The 16,879-nt window shown below is 65.6% G+C and carries 17 protein-coding genes; 13 read left to right on the forward strand and 4 right to left on the reverse strand.

Annotated elements, in window-relative coordinates:
* The first annotated feature begins 8 nt into the window (after positions 1 to 8).
* From GUY37_RS07525 to GUY37_RS07585, 13 genes are all read left to right on the forward strand, one after another.
* Positions 9 to 1,145, forward strand: coding sequence for a glycosyltransferase (locus GUY37_RS07525; RefSeq protein ID WP_152348876.1), 1,137 nt, complete (start codon positions 9 to 11; stop codon positions 1,143 to 1,145).
* 8 nt (positions 1,146 to 1,153) lie between these two features.
* Positions 1,154 to 2,827, forward strand: coding sequence for a CTP synthase (locus GUY37_RS07530; protein ID WP_407645399.1), 1,674 nt, complete (start codon positions 1,154 to 1,156; stop codon positions 2,825 to 2,827).
* An 89-nt stretch (positions 2,828 to 2,916) separates the two neighbouring features.
* Positions 2,917 to 3,657, forward strand: coding sequence for an NUDIX domain-containing protein (locus GUY37_RS07535; RefSeq protein WP_166824056.1), 741 nt, complete (start codon positions 2,917 to 2,919; stop codon positions 3,655 to 3,657).
* 6 nt (positions 3,658 to 3,663) lie between these two features.
* Positions 3,664 to 4,611 (forward strand): site-specific tyrosine recombinase XerD, encoded by a 948-nt coding sequence (gene xerD / locus GUY37_RS07540; RefSeq protein ID WP_166824058.1) that lies wholly within the window; start codon positions 3,664 to 3,666, stop codon positions 4,609 to 4,611.
* 38 nt (positions 4,612 to 4,649) lie between these two features.
* Positions 4,650 to 5,516, forward strand: coding sequence for a ParA family protein (locus tag GUY37_RS07545; protein ID WP_152348872.1), 867 nt, complete (start codon positions 4,650 to 4,652; stop codon positions 5,514 to 5,516).
* 152 nt (positions 5,517 to 5,668) lie between these two features.
* Positions 5,669 to 6,463, forward strand: a complete 795-nt coding sequence (locus GUY37_RS07550; protein ID WP_228278424.1) for a segregation and condensation protein A — start codon at positions 5,669 to 5,671, stop codon at positions 6,461 to 6,463.
* The gene (scpB, locus tag GUY37_RS07555; protein ID WP_166824060.1) at positions 6,460 to 7,113 is read left to right on the forward strand and encodes an SMC-Scp complex subunit ScpB; all 654 of its coding nucleotides are present in this window, start codon (positions 6,460 to 6,462) and stop codon (positions 7,111 to 7,113) included. The genes GUY37_RS07550 and scpB overlap by 4 nt, the downstream gene beginning before the upstream one ends.
* A gap of 17 nt (positions 7,114 to 7,130) precedes the next feature.
* On the forward strand, positions 7,131 to 7,991 hold the full coding sequence (locus GUY37_RS07560) for a pseudouridine synthase (RefSeq protein ID WP_166824062.1): 861 nt from the start codon (positions 7,131 to 7,133) through the stop codon (positions 7,989 to 7,991).
* Positions 7,988 to 9,133, forward strand: coding sequence for a prephenate dehydrogenase (locus GUY37_RS07565; protein WP_166824064.1), 1,146 nt, complete (start codon positions 7,988 to 7,990; stop codon positions 9,131 to 9,133). Before GUY37_RS07560 ends, GUY37_RS07565 begins: the two co-directional genes overlap by 4 nt.
* A complete protein-coding gene (cmk, locus tag GUY37_RS07570; RefSeq protein WP_166824066.1) occupies positions 9,130 to 9,789 on the forward strand; it encodes a (d)CMP kinase in 660 nt (219 codons plus the stop codon). Before GUY37_RS07565 ends, cmk begins: the two co-directional genes overlap by 4 nt.
* Positions 9,786 to 11,297, forward strand: a complete 1,512-nt coding sequence (gene der, locus GUY37_RS07575) for a ribosome biogenesis GTPase Der (RefSeq protein ID WP_166824068.1) — start codon at positions 9,786 to 9,788, stop codon at positions 11,295 to 11,297. The genes cmk and der overlap by 4 nt, the downstream gene beginning before the upstream one ends.
* The gene (locus tag GUY37_RS07580) at positions 11,298 to 12,635 is read left to right on the forward strand and encodes an AI-2E family transporter (RefSeq protein WP_228278425.1); all 1,338 of its coding nucleotides are present in this window, start codon (positions 11,298 to 11,300) and stop codon (positions 12,633 to 12,635) included.
* Positions 12,636 to 12,714: 79 nt separating this feature from the next.
* Positions 12,715 to 13,341: an L-threonylcarbamoyladenylate synthase gene (locus tag GUY37_RS07585; protein ID WP_152348866.1), complete on the forward strand. Its 627-nt coding sequence runs from the start codon at positions 12,715 to 12,717 to the stop codon at positions 13,339 to 13,341.
* A 71-nt stretch (positions 13,342 to 13,412) separates the two neighbouring features.
* Here GUY37_RS07585 and GUY37_RS07590 read toward each other — a convergent pair whose 3' ends face one another.
* From GUY37_RS07590 to GUY37_RS07605, 4 genes are read right to left on the reverse strand one after another with little or no spacing between them, the layout of a single operon-like run.
* The gene (locus tag GUY37_RS07590) at positions 13,413 to 14,117 is read right to left on the reverse strand and encodes an ABC transporter ATP-binding protein (RefSeq protein WP_166824070.1); all 705 of its coding nucleotides are present in this window, start codon (positions 14,115 to 14,117) and stop codon (positions 13,413 to 13,415) included.
* A complete protein-coding gene (locus GUY37_RS07595) occupies positions 14,117 to 14,890 on the reverse strand; it encodes an ABC transporter ATP-binding protein (protein WP_152348864.1) in 774 nt (257 codons plus the stop codon). Before GUY37_RS07595 ends, GUY37_RS07590 begins: the two co-directional genes overlap by 1 nt.
* Positions 14,887 to 16,002, reverse strand: coding sequence for a branched-chain amino acid ABC transporter permease (locus GUY37_RS07600; protein WP_166824072.1), 1,116 nt, complete (start codon positions 16,000 to 16,002; stop codon positions 14,887 to 14,889). The genes GUY37_RS07595 and GUY37_RS07600 overlap by 4 nt, the downstream gene beginning before the upstream one ends.
* Positions 15,999 to 16,865 (reverse strand): branched-chain amino acid ABC transporter permease, encoded by an 867-nt coding sequence (locus GUY37_RS07605; protein ID WP_166824073.1) that lies wholly within the window; start codon positions 16,863 to 16,865, stop codon positions 15,999 to 16,001. Before GUY37_RS07605 ends, GUY37_RS07600 begins: the two co-directional genes overlap by 4 nt.
* Between the last annotated feature and the right edge of the window lie 14 nt (positions 16,866 to 16,879).

Below are 16,879 nucleotides of genomic sequence, written 5' to 3' on the forward strand. Positions count from 1 at the left end.
ATGAGGAAATGAGCGAATCCGGCGAGGTCAACCCACTGAGCGCAGACACGAGGATTCTGCACGTGCTCGCCGATACCACCGGTCCCGTCGTCGAAGTGGCGAAGCTCGCCGTGCTCGGCCACCTCCGGGCCGGCTTCAAGGTCGCCGTCGCCGCGCACCGGTCACTGCTGGGCACCTTCGGCGTTCCCGAGGAACTGGCCGGCGAATTCCGTGAGATCGAACTCGCGGCACGCAGACGCTTCTCGATGGCCGACCCGAACACCGCCTTCACTCTTCACAAGTACTACCAGCACGTGGACATCGTCCACGCGCACGGACTGCACGCCGCGACGCTCGCCGGTCTGGCCTTCACAGGCCTGCCCGCCCGCCTGCACCCGAAGCTCGTGGCCACCATCGAATCCTTCGACTCCGCGAACGTCATCGAGAAGACCGGAGCCGAGATCGTCGGCCGCACCGCCACCGCAGTCCTCGGCACGACCGAACCCGTCGTCGACTACTACGGCGGCCGCATCCCCGTCGTCGAACGCGCCGAACTCGTCCACCCGGACATCGACGTCGACCTCACGGTGCGCACACCGCGGGCCGAGGTCCGCAGCGAACTCGGCGTCGCGCAAGGCACCTGGATGGTCGCCAGCCCCATCGCCCTGCGCGACCACACGGCCCTGGCGACGGTGCTCGACGCCGCCGACCAGATCAACGGCCGACGCCGCGACCGCAACGTCGTCTTCGTCCTCACCGGCACCGGCAAGGACCGCTCGACGATCGCCCGCGAATTCGCCGACCGCGGGGTCCTCGTCGCCCCCGCCGGCGATCTCGTCGATGTGGCGGCCGCCGCCGACGTCGTCATCGCCAGCGAGACCATGACGGGTCTGTCCCACGAAGACCTCATGCAGCTGTCGAAGCCGGCCGTCTTCATCGGCAGCGAACGCCGCGCCGGCATCTGGGGAGAGGCCGCGAAGGCCGTTCCCGCCGATGACACGGACGCGCTGCTGCGTGAGATCAATCATCTTCTCGACGACCCGGCCGGACGCGGAACCTCCGCTGTGGCAGCGAAGAAGCGGGTCATCGACGTGAGCAACGGGGCGGCGATCTCCGAAACGCTGCTCGATCTGTACGCCGAGGTCGACGCCGTCTCGGACTCGTGAGCCGGACTTTGATAGAATCAAATCCCGTGGTGAATCGAACTGGCCCTGGCGGCACACATACGGCAAAGCACATCTTCGTCACGGGAGGCGTCGCCTCCTCGTTGGGCAAGGGTCTGACGGCATCGAGCCTCGGCCATCTGCTCACTCAGCGCGGCCTCACCGTGGCCATGCAGAAGCTGGATCCCTACCTCAACGTGGATCCCGGCACGATGAACCCCTTCCAGCACGGTGAAGTCTTCGTCACCGAGGACGGCGCAGAGACCGACCTCGACATCGGCCACTACGAGCGCTTCCTCGACAACAGCCTCGACGGTGCCGCGAACGTGACCACCGGGCAGATCTACTCCTCGGTCATCGCGAAGGAACGCCGCGGCGCGTACCTCGGCGACACCGTTCAGGTCATCCCGCACATCACCGACGAGATCAAGGCGCGGATGCGCGCCCAGGCCGAACGCCCCGAGGCGGACCGCCCCGATGTCATCATCACCGAGATCGGCGGCACCGTCGGCGATATCGAATCCCAGCCCTTCCTCGAAGCGGCCCGCCAGGTCCGCCACGACATCGGCCGGGACAACGTGTTCTTCATCCACGTCTCCCTCGTGCCCTACCTCGGGCCCTCCGGCGAGCTGAAGACGAAGCCGACCCAGCACTCCGTGGCGACTCTGCGCTCCATCGGCATCCAGCCCGATGCCATCGTGCTGCGCTCCGACCGCGAGCTGCCGGACTCGATCCGCGCGAAGATCGCCGGCGCCTGCGACGTCGAGACCGAAGCGGTCGTGTCCTGCGTCGACGCCCCGAGCATCTACGACATCCCGAAGGTCCTCCACGACGGCGGCCTCGACGTATTCGTCATCCGCAACCTCAACCTGCCCTTCCGCGACGTCGACTGGACGAAGTGGGACTGGGTGCTCGAACGCGTGCACAACCCGTCCCGGGACGTCACGATCGGCATCGTCGGCAAGTACATCGACCTGCCCGACGCCTACCTCTCCGTCACCGAGGCGCTGCGCCACGGCGGTTTCGCCAACGACGCGAAGGTCAGGATCAAGTGGATCCAGTCCGATGACTGCTCCACCGAAGCCGGGGCCGCGGCGGCACTGGACGGTCTCGACGCGGTCTGCGTGCCCGGCGGCTTCGGCATCCGCGGCATCGAAGGCAAGCTCGGAGCCCTCGAATACACCCGCACCAACGGCATTCCGACCCTGGGTCTGTGCCTGGGTCTGCAGTGCATGGTCATCGAATACGCACGCAACGTCGCCGGCATCGAGGCGGCCTCGTCGTCCGAATTCGACCCCGAGACCACGGCTCCGGTCGTCGCGACCATGGCCGAGCAGCTCTCGATCGTCGAAGGCGAAGGCGACCTGGGCGGCACCATGCGCCTGGGCACCTACGAGGCGAAGCTCACCGAAGGCAGCGTAGTGGCCGGCGTGTACGGGGCGACGACGATCAGCGAACGTCACCGTCACCGCTACGAGGTCAACAACACCTACCGCGACCAGCTCGCCGAGGCGGGGCTCGAATTCTCCGGTACCTCACCCAACGGTGAGCTCGTCGAGTTCGTCGAACTGCCTACGCATCCGTTCTACGTCTCCACTCAGGCGCACCCCGAGCTGAAGTCGCGTCCGACCTCACCGCATCCGCTGTTCGCCGGTCTGGTCGCCGCCGCACTCGAACGTCAGTGACCGTTGTCCATGAACACTGGGAATGCCGCCGGCGAGAACGCCGGCGGCATTCGCCGTTCCACCACCGTCGATGATCAGGAAGGCACTCCATGAGCTCTGCACACGATGAGGTCCTGCAGGACGAACCGGTGACCCCGCCGATCTCCTCGTCCGAAGTCGTCTACGAAGGCGCAGTCTGGGACATCCGCAAGGAGACCTTCGACCTGCCCGAGGCGTCCGGACTCGTCCGCGATCTCATGGCGCACACCGGTGCCGTCGGCGTCGCCGTCATCGACGATCGGCAGCGGATCCTGCTGGCCCAGCAGTACCGGCACCCCGTCCGGGCCCGCCTGTGGGAGGTCCCGGCCGGTCTGCTCGACATCCCCGGGGAGGACCCGCTCGATGCGGCGAAGCGGGAACTCGTCGAGGAGGCCGACCTCACCGCCGCACAGTGGGAACTCCTCAGCGACTCCTGCCTGACCCCGGGTGGCAGCTCCGAGACGATGCGCCTCTACCTGGCCCGCGAGCTCTCCTTCGTCCCCGAGGCCGATCGTCACGAACGCGGCGAGGAAGAGGCGGGGTTCCGCTTCGCATGGGTCGACGTCGACGAAGCACTCGAGGCCGTGGCCGATGGACGGATCACCAACGCGATCGCCCAGCTCGCGATCTTCCAGGTCGACCGGGTGCTGCGCGCCGAAGCGGCGCGAGCGCCAGTGGAGCTGCGCCCGGTCGATGCGCCCAGGCGACTCGTCGACGGCCGTCCCGACTTCGGCCGCGGTGCGACGGTCGGGACGACCGGTTCAGGTGGCGGGGATGGGCTGCCCACACAGGTCGGCCCGAGCGAGGACTGATCTCCTGTGGCTCGGCACGGGGCCGAACTGCTGCCGGAGGACCTGCCCGAGGACCTGCGGCGCGCATTCGAGTCCTATCTCGCCTCCCTGCGGTTCGAGCGGGGACTGTCGATGAACTCCATCGACGCCTACGCCCGTGACCTCGCCCGGTACGGAACGTGGCTGAGCGACGACGGGGTGAGCCGCCTCGGCGAGGTCGATCGACGGAAGGTGGAGAGCTATGGCCTCCACCTGCTCGATTCGGGACTGGCGCCGCGGAGTCGGGCACGCGCACTCGTCGCGGTGCGACGATTCCACACCTTCGCGCTGGGGGAGAACCTCGCGTCCACGGACCCCGCCTCCGAGGTCAGCCCACCGCAGGAGGGACTGCGCCTGCCCAAGGCCCTCGCGCTCGATGACATCGAAGCGATGATCGCGACCACGGACGGCCAGGAGCCGGTGCAGATCCGGGCCGCGGCCCTCCTCGAACTCCTCTACGCCACGGGGGCGCGCATCTCCGAAGCCGTGGGGATCGACCTCGATGACCTCGACCTCGACTCCGGGCTCGTCCGGCTCTACGGAAAGGGCGGGAAGGAGAGGATCGTGCCCTTCGGATCCCACGCCGCCCGAGCCCTGGGAGCGTGGGTGGCCCGAGCGCGGCCGGCGATGGCGGCGAAGGCAAAATCCTCGTCCGCAGGTGCACTGTTCCTCAACGCACGCGGCACCCGGCTCTCCCGGGTCTCGGCGTGGCAGATCGTCAAGGACGCAGGTCAGGCGGCGACGATCGACGCAGAGGTCTCCCCACACACATTCCGGCACTCCTTCGCCACGCATCTGCTCGAAGGAGGGGCGGACATCCGCGTCGTACAGGAGCTGCTCGGACATGCCTCGGTGACGACGACGCAGATCTATACGAAAGTCTCCGAGGAGACACTGCGGGAAGTGTACGCGACCTCGCACCCTCGGGCGCGGTAGGGTTGGACGTAGAGCAACGAAAGGTGGCCATCCGAGTGATGAATACGCAAGAGGCGTTGGATATCCCCCAGCAGCGGACCGCAAGCGAGCCCCAGGAGTATCCGGAGCCGGCACCCCTGGATTCGCATGGGCCCGCCCGCATCATCGCGATGGTCAATCAGAAGGGCGGAGTCGGGAAGACGACCTCGTCGATCAACCTCGGAGCGGCCCTGGCCGCCTACGGCCGCAAGATGCTGCTCGTCGACTTCGACCCGCAGGGCGCACTGTCCGTCGGACTGGGACTCAACCCCTATGAGCTCGACATCAGCATCTACAACCTGCTGATGAACCCGCGACTCGACCCGCACGAGGTCATCGTCGAAACGGACTTCGACAACATCGACATCCTGCCGGCGAACATCGACCTCTCCGCGGCCGAAGTCCAGCTCGTCGGCGAGGTCGCCCGCGAGCAGGTGCTCGCTCGTGCCCTGTCGAAGGTCGCCGACGAATACGATGTCATCCTCATCGACTGCCAGCCCTCGCTCGGACTGCTCACCGTCAACGCGCTGACGGCCGCCCACGGTGTCGTCATCCCGCTCGAGACCGAGTTCTTCGCACTGCGCGGCGTCGCCCTGCTGGTCGAGACGATCGAGAAGGTCCAGGACCGGCTCAACCCCTCACTCGAGGTCGACGGAATCCTCGCCACGATGTTCGACTCGCGGACCCTGCACTCGAAGGAAGTCATGTCGCGGGTGACCGAGGCCTTCGGCGACAAGGTCTTCGAGACCGTCATCAACCGCACCGTGAAGTTCCCCGACGCCTCTGTGGCGGCCGAACCGATCACAAGCTTCGCACCCAAACACGCCGGCTCCGAAGCCTACCGTCGACTGGCCCGGGAGCTCATCGCCCGCGGAGGCGCACCCTGAGCGACTTCGTAGTCCACGAGGAGGAAGCGGCACCCGTTTCAGGAGAGGCCGTTTCTGGCGAAGCATCCGCGGAGGCCGAAGTCGTCTCCGGCGATGACACGACGACCGGCGATGGCACTGCATCCGGCGATGACGCCGCGCAGGGTTTCCAGGTGCGGTTGGAGAACTTCACCGGCCCCTTCGACCTGCTGCTGGGTCTGATCTCGAAACGCCGCCTCGACGTCACGGAGATCGCGCTGGCCGAGGTGACCGATGAGTTCATCGCCTACACCACCGAACTCAAGGATCAGGCGAACCTCGCCGAGATCTCCCAGTTCCTCCTCGTCGCCGCGACCCTGCTCGACCTCAAGACCGCGCGACTGCTGCCGCACGAAGACGGTGAGGAGGTCCTCGACCTCGAACTGCTCGAGGCCCGCGACCTCCTCTTCGCCCGACTGCTGCAGTACAAGGCGTACAAATCCGTGTCCGGATACCTCGCCGAGGCGATGGCCGCCGGGTCGATCCGCGCCCCACGCGATGTCGGACTCGAAGCCGAGTTCCAGGACGTGCTGCCGCCGTTGGAGCTCAACATCGGCCCAGGAGAGCTGGCCGGAATCTTCGCCACGGTGCTCCAGCGCGACCACACCCCGCCGAGCGTGGCCGTCGACCACATCCACTTGCCGCTGGTCAGCGTGTCCGAACAGCGCGGGCACATCCTCGCACTGCTGCGCGCCGGTGACGTCGACTTCCAGGATCTGCTCGAAACCGCCGAGAACACTCTGGTGGTCGTGGCGAGGTTCCTCGCCCTGCTCGAACTGTTCAAGGTCGGACTCTGCGACTTCGACCAGCCCGAACCCCTGGGCCGGCTGCTCATCCACCGCACCGAGATGAACGAGGACGGGGTCGACCTGCGCACCGAAGGCGCCTGGAGCGCCGACGAAGACGACGATGGGGGAGTGCGATCATGATCGACGACGAGGTCCTCGCCGGCATCGAAGCCGTCCTCATGATCACCGATTCGGCCGTCAGCGCCGACGACCTCGCAAGTTCTCTCGGCCTCGACGAGGACACGGTCCTCGAAGCCGTCCAGACGCTCAAGGCCGACTACGACGGGGATGAGAACCGGCGACAGCGCGGGTTCGAGATCCGCCACGTCGCCGGAGGCTTCCGCATCTTCTCCCGCGGCGACTACCACGAAGTCGTCAAGGACTTCCTCACCGCCGGGCAGAGCGCGAAGCTCTCCCAAGCCGCACTCGAGACTCTGGCGGTCATCGCCTACCGGCAGCCGATCTCCCGTCCCCGCATCGCCGCCATCCGCGGAGTCAGCGTCGACGGCGTCATCCGCACCCTGCTGCTGCGCGGACTCATCGTCGAAGCCGGCAAGGAGGCGTCCACCTCGGCGCTGCTCTACGCCACCACCCCGCAGTTCCTCGACACGATGGGCATGAACGCGATCGATGACCTGCCCGATATCGCCCCCTACCTGCCCGAAGACGCCGACGTCGCCGAACTCGGCGCGGAAGACACCGAGGTGCTCGCCGAAATCGACGGCGCCCTCGAAGACGATCTCGACGACGATCCCGATTCGGCCGCCGAGATGTCACGAGTCGGTGATTGATTTGAGAGAATGGATGTATGAGTCCCTACCGTGATCACCGCGCCCCCGGCGGGCGCCAGAACCGACCCAGCCGAAAACAGCGCGCAGCGACGGCCGATCAGGCCTCCGACAAGGGCGGTTCGGGTGCCGGTCAGACATCGGACGCCCACGTCAGCGGGGGTGTGCGGTTGCAGAAGGTGCTCGCCGAGGCGGGCCTGGGATCACGTCGTGCCTGCGAACAGCTCATCGTCGACGGCCGAGTCGAGGTCGACGGCAGCATCGTGACCGAACTGGGCACCCGGATCGACCCCGAAACGCAGTCCGTGTACGTGGATACAGTGAGAATTTCGACACAGACCAAGAAGGTCTACCTCGTGCTCAACAAGCCCGCGGGGGTCGTGTCGACCATGAGCGATCCCGAAGGCCGGCCCTGCCTGGCCGACTACGTGCGCAACAACAACGAGCGCCTCTTCCACATCGGCCGCCTCGACACCGAGACCGAAGGCATCATCCTGCTCACCAACGACGGGGAGCTGAGCAACCGCCTGGCCCACCCGCGCTACGAGATCCCGAAGACCTACCTCGCGAAGGTCAAGGGCCAGCTGGCGAAGGACGCCGGAGCCATCCTCAAGGCCGGAATCGACCTCGAAGACGGATTCGTCAAGGTCGATGACTTCAGACTCGTCGATTCGACCCCGGGCAAGTCCGTCGTCGAACTCACCCTCCACTCCGGCCGCAACCGCATCGTGCGCCGCCTGCTCGCCGAGATCGGCCACCCGGTGGAGCGCCTCGTGCGGCTGAAGTTCGGACCCATCGTCCTCGACGAGCAGAAGCAGGGCAAGATCCGCCCGCTGCGCTCCGATGAGGTCGGCGCACTGTTCGAGGCCGTCGGTCTGTGAGAGTCCACATCATCGGCACCGGCCTGCTCGGTGCCAGCCTGGGTTTGGCGCTGAGCGCACAGGGCCATCAGGTGACCCTCGAAGACACCTCGCCGACCGCGCAGCAGCTCGCCGCTGACCTCGGCGCCGGTCAGGTCGTCAACCCGACCGATGCCTTCGCCGAGGAGGCCGGCCCGACCGATGCCACCGATGTGTCGGCGCCCGCACACCCGGACATCGTCGTCGTCGCGACCCCGCCCGATGTGGCCGCCTGGGTCATCGCCGCGGCACTCGAGGACTACCCGAACGCCACGGTCACGGACGTCGCCAGCGTCAAGACCCGCCTGCTCGAAGCGGTGCGCGAACTGGTCACCGGCACTCGGCTCGATCGCTACATCGGCTGCCATCCGATGGCCGGACGCGAGAAGTCCGGAGCGATCGCCGCCCAGTCGGACCTCTTCACGGCCCGGCCCTGGGTGATCTGCTCGGATGAGGACACACCGGCCGACCGCCTCAGCGAGGTCATCGCTATGGCCGAGGACACGGGCGCCTCGGTGCTCCACCTCGACCCGCGCATCCACGATGCCGCGGTCGCGAAGGTCTCGCATGTGCCGCAGATCGTGTCCTCCCTGGTGGCCTCCCAGCTGCGCCATGCGCCCTTGGAGGAGATCTCGCTGGCCGGGCAGGGACTGCGCGATGTCACCCGCATCGCCGCCTCGGATCCGGGCCTGTGGACGCAGATCCTGACCGGCAACGCCGAGGAGGTCCGGTCCGTGCTCATCGATCTGCGCACCGAACTCGACGAGGTCATCGGCGCCCTCGAACTCGGGCCCGGGTCGACCGGGCTGCTCGCGAAGGCGATCGCCCTGGGCAACGAGGGCCACGACCGGATTCCCGGCAAGCACGGGCAGCCGCCGACCACCTATGCTGTTGTCACGATCCTGGTTCCGGATACCCCCGGTATGCTGGCCCGGCTGTTCAAGGACATCGGCGACCTCGGCGTCAACGTCGAAGACTTCAGGATGGATCACGCCTCCGGTCGGAAACTGGGCATGGTCGACGTGTCCGTGGTCCCGGCCATCCAGCAGGAGCTGGAGATCGGATTGCTGTCGAAGGGATGGCAGATCCCCGAATCCGCCATCGAGAGAGAAGGAACTGCATGAGCGTCGTAGCCATTGACGGACCGTCCGGAGTGGGCAAGTCGAGCACCGCCAAGGAGGTGGCGCGTCGGCTGGGCTACCAGTACCTCGACACAGGGGCGATGTACCGGGCGATGGCGTGGCTGTGCCGGGGCCGCGGGGTCACCGACCCCGTCGACGTGCTCGAACAGGTGCGCGGTGCGGATCTGGAGATCTCGCTGAGCCCCGACGAATTCTTCGTCTCCGTCGACGACATCGACGTCACCGAGGACATCCGCGGTGAGGACGTCTCGTCGAATGTGCAGACGGTCTCCGGCGTCATCGACGCCCGCGAGGAGCTCATCGAGATGCAGCGGTCCTATATCGCCGCCGCCTCCGAGGGCATCGTCGTCGAAGGCCGGGACATCACGACCGTGGTGGCCCCCGACGCCGATGTGCGCATCCTCATGACCGCCCGCGATGAGGTCCGTGTGGCCCGCCGGGCCAAGGAAGTGCACGGCAATGCCGAGGCCGAGGCGATCGCCGCCACCCAAGCCCTCGTCACGGGCCGTGACGCCAAGGACTCCGCCACGACGAGCTTCCTCGAGGCCGCCGACGGAGTGTACACACTCGATACCAGCGACATCGACTTCGACCAGGTGGTCGAGACGGTGCTGCAACTGGTGAAGGACTCACAATGAGCGAATCCGAATTTCACGAGACACCCGACGACGACCTCGTCGACCGTGTCGAGAGCATCAGCGATGAGGAGGCCGAGCAGCGGGCGACCGCGCTCGAGGCCGGACTCGAAAGCTATGAGCTCGAAGACGAGGACCGTGCGCTGCTGCGCGCCTACGGCTTCGACGAAGACGACGACGAAGAGCTCGGTGCCGCACCGGTGCTGGCCGTCGTCGGTCGCCCCAACGTCGGCAAGTCGACGCTGGTCAACCGCATCCTCGGCCGCCGCGAAGCCGTCGTCGAGGACGTTCCGGGAGTCACCCGTGACCGGGTGAGCTATCGGGCGGAATGGAACCGACAAGAATTCACCCTCGTCGACACCGGCGGTTGGGATCAGGACTCGAAGGGCATGGCCTCGCGCATTGCGATCCAGTCCGAGATCGCCGTGGACATGGCCGACGCCGTCCTCCTCGTAGTCGACGCCACGACCGGTCCGACCTCGACCGATGAGATGGTCGTGAAGATGCTGCGTCGGAAGAAGAAGCCGGTCCTCCTCGCCGCGAACAAGGTCGACGACGAGCGCGGCGAGCTCATGGCCGCCGAACTCTGGGGCCTGGGCCTCGGCCAGCCCTGGACGGTGTCGGCTCTGCACGGTCGGGGAGTCGCCGACCTGCTCGACGAAGTGCTCACGATCCTGCCCGAGGTCTCGGCCGTCGACACCCGCGTCGAAGAGGGCGGACCGCGTCGGGTGGCCCTCGTCGGTCGTCCGAACGTCGGCAAGTCCTCCCTGCTCAACCAGCTCATCGGCAGCGACCGTGTGCTCGTGGACAATGTCGCCGGCACCACCCGTGACCCCGTCGACGAGCTCATCGAGCTCGGTGGGAAGCAGTGGCGGTTCGTCGACACCGCCGGTATCCGCCGTCGTGCCCATCAGGCCAGCGGCGCCGATTTCTATGCCGCGCTGCGCACGCAGACCGCGCTCGAACGCGCCGAGGTGGCCCTCGTCCTCATGGAGGTCCAGGATCCGCTGAGCGAGCAGGACGTGCGCATCGTCATGACCGCCGTCGAGGCGGGTCGTGCCGTGGTGCTGGCGTTCAACAAGTGGGATCTGCTCGATGACGAACGTCGCTTCTATCTGGAGCGGGAGATCGAACGGGACCTCGGCCATGTGGCTTGGGCGCCGCGCGTGAACATCTCGGCGAAGACCGGACGTCACGCCGAGAAGCTCGTACCGGCGATGGAAACCGCTCTCGAAGGCTGGGACACCCGCATTCCGACGGGTCGGCTCAACGCGTTCCTCGGCGAACTCGTCGCGGCCAACCCGCACCCGGTGCGCGGCGGCAAGCAGCCGCGTATCCTCTTCGGCACTCAGGCGCAGTCGCGTCCGCCGAAGTTCGTGCTCTTCACCACCGGCTTCCTCGATCCCGGCTATCGCCGGTTCATCACCCGTCGTCTGCGTGAGACGTTCGGCTTCAAGGGCACGCCCATCGAAGTGTCGATGCGCATCCGCGAGAAGCGTCGGGGACGCTGAATGAACGAGGACGAGCAGACGGCGACATCGGGCGCCGCTGACGGTGCCGGCGGCACAGCCGGCGATGCCGCGTGCCCGACCGCGTCTGCGCCGTCCTCAGGATCGGTGACGGAGTCCGGACCGGACTCCGCGAGGGAGTCTTCCGGTCCTGCCACCTCCACGGGGGCGCGGAGCGGCGGGGCCGCCTCGGCGACAGAGGAATCCACCTCAGCATCCGGTGAGGAATCGGACGCGGTCGACGGAGCACGGCCCTGGCATGCGCGCCCACCGGCACGGGCGCTGATGATCGCAGTGACCCTGGCGGGGTTGGCCTACGCGCTGATGTTCTTCCGCGGGCTCCAGGACATCGTGGCTCCGGTGTTCCTCGCACTGAACTTCTACATCGTCGTCTACCCGGTGCAGCGGATGCTCACCCGGATCAAGGTGCCGCGGGCGATTGGAGCGTGCATCTCGGTCGTGCTCGTGCTGTGCATGATCTTCGCGTTCTTCGGACTCACCGCATGGTCGGTGGCCGAACTCGTCATCCTCATCCCCAGCTACAGCAACGAACTCGTCAACACGTACCAGAATGCCTTGGCGCTGCTGTCGGACATCGGAGTGACCTCCTCGGTGATCCAGCAGCAGCTCTCAGCTTTCGACGTCCGCTCCGTCCTCGACGCGATCTACCCGCTGCTGACGAACGTGTCCTCGGTCGCCGGGCTGCTGACCACGGTGATCATGGCGGTGTTCTTCGTGGCGATGGATTCGATGGGCATCGACAGGCGGATGGGGATGCTGCTCGACGTGAAGCCCTCGCTGTCGGCGTCGATCGGCGACTTCGCGGGCGGTGTCCGCCGCTACTGGGTGGTGGCCACGATCTTCGGCCTCATCGTCGCATTCCTCGACGTCATCGCCTTGGCGATCATCGACGTTCCGCTCATCTGGGTGTGGGGCGTGCTCGCTTTCCTGACGAACTACATCCCGAACATCGGCTTCGTCATCGGCCTCGTCCCGCCGGCGCTGCTGGCGCTGGTCGACAGCGGGTGGCAGTCGGCCCTGTGGGTGGTCATCGCCTACAGCGTGCTCAACTTCGTCATCCAAGCGATCATCCAGCCGAAGTTCACTGGCGAATCCGTCGGCGTCACCCCGCTGGTGTCGTTCCTGTCGCTGCTGTTCTGGGTGTGGATCCTCGGCTGGCTCGGCGCCCTCCTGGCACTGCCGGCGACCCTGCTGATCAAGGCACTCCTGGTCGACGCGGACCCGAAGGCCAGGTGGGTGAATATCCTTCTCGCGTCGGATCCGGACACCGGTCGGGCCGAACTGGTCAAGGGACTGAAGAAGCCCGCTGCCGCGGTCTGAAGAAGAACCCGGTCTCGGTCGGACGAGCGGCTGTCCGTCAACCCCTCGCACTGTGAACGCTGAGTGGTTAGCATGAAGTATGGCGACACTACTGAATATCCATCCGGAGAACCCGCAGGATCGACTGATCGACAAGGCCGCTGAGTCCCTCAGGAGCGGTGGCCTCATCGCCTATCCGACGGATTCCTGCTATGCCCTCGGCTGCGCCTTGGACAACAAGGAAGGCATCGAGCGGATCACCCGCATCCGGCACCTCGGCTCGAAGCACCATTTCACGCTGATGTGCCACGACTTCGCCCAACTGGGCCAGTTCGTCATCGTCGGCAATTCCGATTTCCGTGCCATCAAGTCGATGACGCCGGGGCCGTACACGTTCATCATGAAGGCGACGAAGGAAGTTCCGCGCCGGATGATGCACCCGAAGAAGCATTCGGTCGGTGCGCGGATTCCGCAGAACGTCACGGCACTCGCCCTCGTCGAGGCGATGGGGGAGCCGATTCTGTCCTCGACGCTGCTGCTGCCCGGCGATGAGGATCCGCTGACCCACGCCGAAGATGTCATGGACCAGCTCGGCCATGACCTCGACATCGTCATCGAGTCCGGTGTCCCCGGAGTCGTGCCGACCTCGGTCATCGACTTCACCGGCAGATTCCCCGAGGTGGCCCGTGTCGGAGCCGGGGATGTCTCCCGGTTCGTCGACGAGTGAGACGGCTGACGACGGCTCAGATTTCGTTGCGACCTTCCTGCCTCCCTGAGCTGAAGAGCCGTACGTGTTCCTCAGAGGCCGAGGTAGGCGGCCTGAACGTCCGGGTTGTCGAGCAGCCGTGAGGCATCATCGGCGAGGACGATCCGCCCCTCAGCGAGGACGTAGCCTCGGTGGGCAATCGCCAATGATGCCTTCGCGTTCTGCTCACTGAGCAGGACTCCGATCCCGTTGCGGTTGATCTGGGCGACCGATTCGAGGACCTGCTCGACGACGATGGGAGCCAAACCCATCGACGGCTCATCCAGGATCAGCAGGCTCGGATCCGACATCAGCGCTCGACCGACCGCGACCATCTGCTGCTGTCCTCCGGACAGGGAGCCTGCCGGCTGCTTCGCCTTCTCCTTGAGGATCGGAAACAGGTCGAGGACCTCAGCATAGATCTCTTCGGTTCGAGAACCGTTCCGGTGAGGGTAGGACCCCAGACGCAGGTTCTTCTCCACCGACATCTTGCCGAACAGATGGCGACCTTCGGGGCAGTGCGCGATACCGGCCTTGACGATCGCGTTGGGACGGGCTCGATGAAGCTGTCGTCCCTCGTAGGCGATCGACCCGGCACGTACACGCATCAGTCCGCTGATGGTTTTGAACAGAGTGGTCTTGCCGGATCCGTTCGCTCCGAGGATGACGGTGAGCTCGCCGGGTCGAGCAGTGATGCTCACGCCATGGAGCACATCGGCGGCATCGTATCCGGTGCTGACGTTGTCGAGCGTGAGCATCAGTTCTCCTCCTGTGCTGTCGAACCGAGGTACGCGCGGATGACGTCCGGATTCGACTGGATCTCCGCCGGCGCACCGAGCGCCAGCTTCTGCCCGTGGTCGAGGACGAGGATCGTATCTGCGAGGTCCATGATCATCGTCATCTTGTGTTCGACGAGGAGGACGGAGATCCCTCGCTGCGGCAGCGAACGGATGAGATTGCCGAAATCGACCGTCTCCTCTTCGGGGATGCCGCCGGCGGGTTCATCGAGCAGCAGCAGCTCAGGCTCGGTGGCCAGCGCCATTGCCACTGCGGTGCGCTTCTGCACCTCTTGGGGAACATTGGACGCCAGATCGTGCCGATACTCCGCGACCCCGCAGAACTCAAGAGCTTCCATAGCCCTGTCCTCGTTGATGCGTGATTCTCGTCGGTGGCGAGGCGTGTGGAAGACGGCATCGAAGACATTGGACTTCGAACGGACGATCCGACCGGCCAAGACGTTCTCCAACAGGGTGCTGTCATCGAACAGGTTCGTTGTCTGGAATGTGCGGGCAATGCCGTCGGCGACCGTATTGTGCGGGGAGGAATGAGTGATGTCCTCACCCTTGAAACTGATGGTCCCTGCCGTGGGTCGATAGAAGCCGTGGACAAGGTTGAACAGGGTTGATTTTCCTGCTCCGTTGGGGCCGATCACCGCGGTGATCCGACCCTCCTCGACGTCCAGGCTCACGTCCTTGACCGCATCGAGTCCGCCGAAGCGCTTACCGAGGCCGCGTATTTCAAGCAATGTCATTTCGTCTCCTCGGAAGAGGTGGTGCCTCCGGACCGGCCGGCATTCGTTTCGGCCCCGCCCGCGACGTTCCGTTCGGGCCGGACGTCTGACCCGTCGGAGTTCGAAGAGTCTGCCGAATCACGATCGTCTTCGGCTCCGCGAGCCTCTTCCACCCTGCGTCGTCGATTGCGTCTGTCGACGAACCCGCCGAGGTAGCCGATGATTCCCCGCGGTGCGAAGATCACGAGGGCGACGATGATGGGGCCCAGCACGATGAATCGATAGGCCTGGAAGTCCTGGAACAGTTCGAACAGGAACGTCACGATCATGCTGCCGAGCAGAGGGCCGGCGACCGTGCCCATTCCTCCGACGAGAATGAACATGAGGAACTCGAAGGTCTTGTCGATCGATGCCGAATCGGGTCCGATGAAGCCGACCACAGTGGCATAGAGGCCTCCGCCGATACCTCCGAAGACGGCCGATGCGGCGAACGCGAGCTGTTTGCTGAAGCCGACGCGCACACCGATCGCATCCGCCAGATCCTCACTCGTCCTGATGGTCAGCAGTGTGCGGCCCACGCTGGAGCGGCGAATCGCATAAGTCGTGTAGACACAGACGAGCAGGACGGCGAAGACGAGGTAGAACATCGCAACCGGAGACTCGAAGTCGACGAGTCCTCCGCCTTCGGGGAATTTCACATTGTTGACTCCGGAATGTGCGTGGGTGACGGACTCCCAGCGGCTGATGACGAGGAAGATGATGAAGCCGATGGCCATCGTGAAGATGGCGAAGTACTCATCCTTGGTCCGCAGCGCAAGCAGCCCGCAGAGGTAGCCGATCACCGCGGTTCCGATGACGGACACGACGAAGGCGGCCCAGAACGTCCAATCGTAATCGGTGGTGAGCAGTCCCACCCCATAGGCGCCGATGCCGAAGAATCCGCCTTGGGCCAGGTTCAGCTGTCCCGTGAAGCCGAGGATGATATTGAGACCGTAGACAGCGATCGCCGCACACATGCCGACGGTGATCACTCGCATCGTGTAGTTCTCCTGCGCAAACGCCAATGGTGTCAGGCCGAGCAGGATGATGACGGCGATGGTGCCGATGATTCGAGGATTCTTCAGTGAGTTCATCGCTGCACTGCCTTCGTGAACAGGCCGTTGGGTTTGATGGCCAGCACGGCGACGAGAACGATGAAGGCCACGGTCTCGCCGACTGCCGAGGAGATGTAGGTCGCTGTCATCGTCTCGGCGATCGCGAGTGCGAAGCCGCCGACAATGGCGCCCGGAAGTGATCCGAGCCCGCCGAGGATGATGATGGCGAACACCTTGAGATTGAGTGCGTCGCCCATCGTCGGAGACAGGAGATTGATCGGTGCGACGAGGCCGGCCGCGATGGTGGCCAGAAGGGCCGAGAGCCCCAGCGTCAGCATCGACACCATCGAGGGGTTGATGCCGACCAGAGATGCTCCGACGCGATCCTGTTCGATCGCCTCGATCGTCTGACCATGGATGGACCGCTTGATGAACCACGCCAACAGCGCCAGCACGATCACAGCGGTGACGATGATGATGATCCGCTGCGCAGAGATCTCGGCACCGAGGATTCGGAGCTCGCCGGTGACCGGTGTGTCCATGCGGCGGAAGTCGGCACCCCAGATCGCTTGGGCCAGTGCTTGGAAGAAGAACATCGCACCGACGGCCGCGATCATGTGGTGGGTGTGCGGGGAGTTGCGCAACGGGTGGAATACGAGGCGCTCGAGCCCGACGCCGACGACGAAGAGCATGATCGCCGCAATGCCGATCGCGGCGATATAGGGAACACCGACGGTGGTGAGGAAGAAATAGGTGATGTAGGCGCCGAGCATATACAGCGCACCGTGGGCCAGGTTGGGAATGCGCAGCACTCCGAATACCAATGTCAGACCGATCGCGGCCAGGCAGTAGACGCCGCCCAGCGCGAGGCCGTTGAAGAGCTGTTGGATGAAGAGGGTCATGATGATTCGGGTCC

The organism is Brevibacterium limosum (genome assembly GCF_011617705.1).
Lineage (GTDB): Bacteria > Actinomycetota > Actinomycetes > Actinomycetales > Brevibacteriaceae > Brevibacterium > Brevibacterium limosum.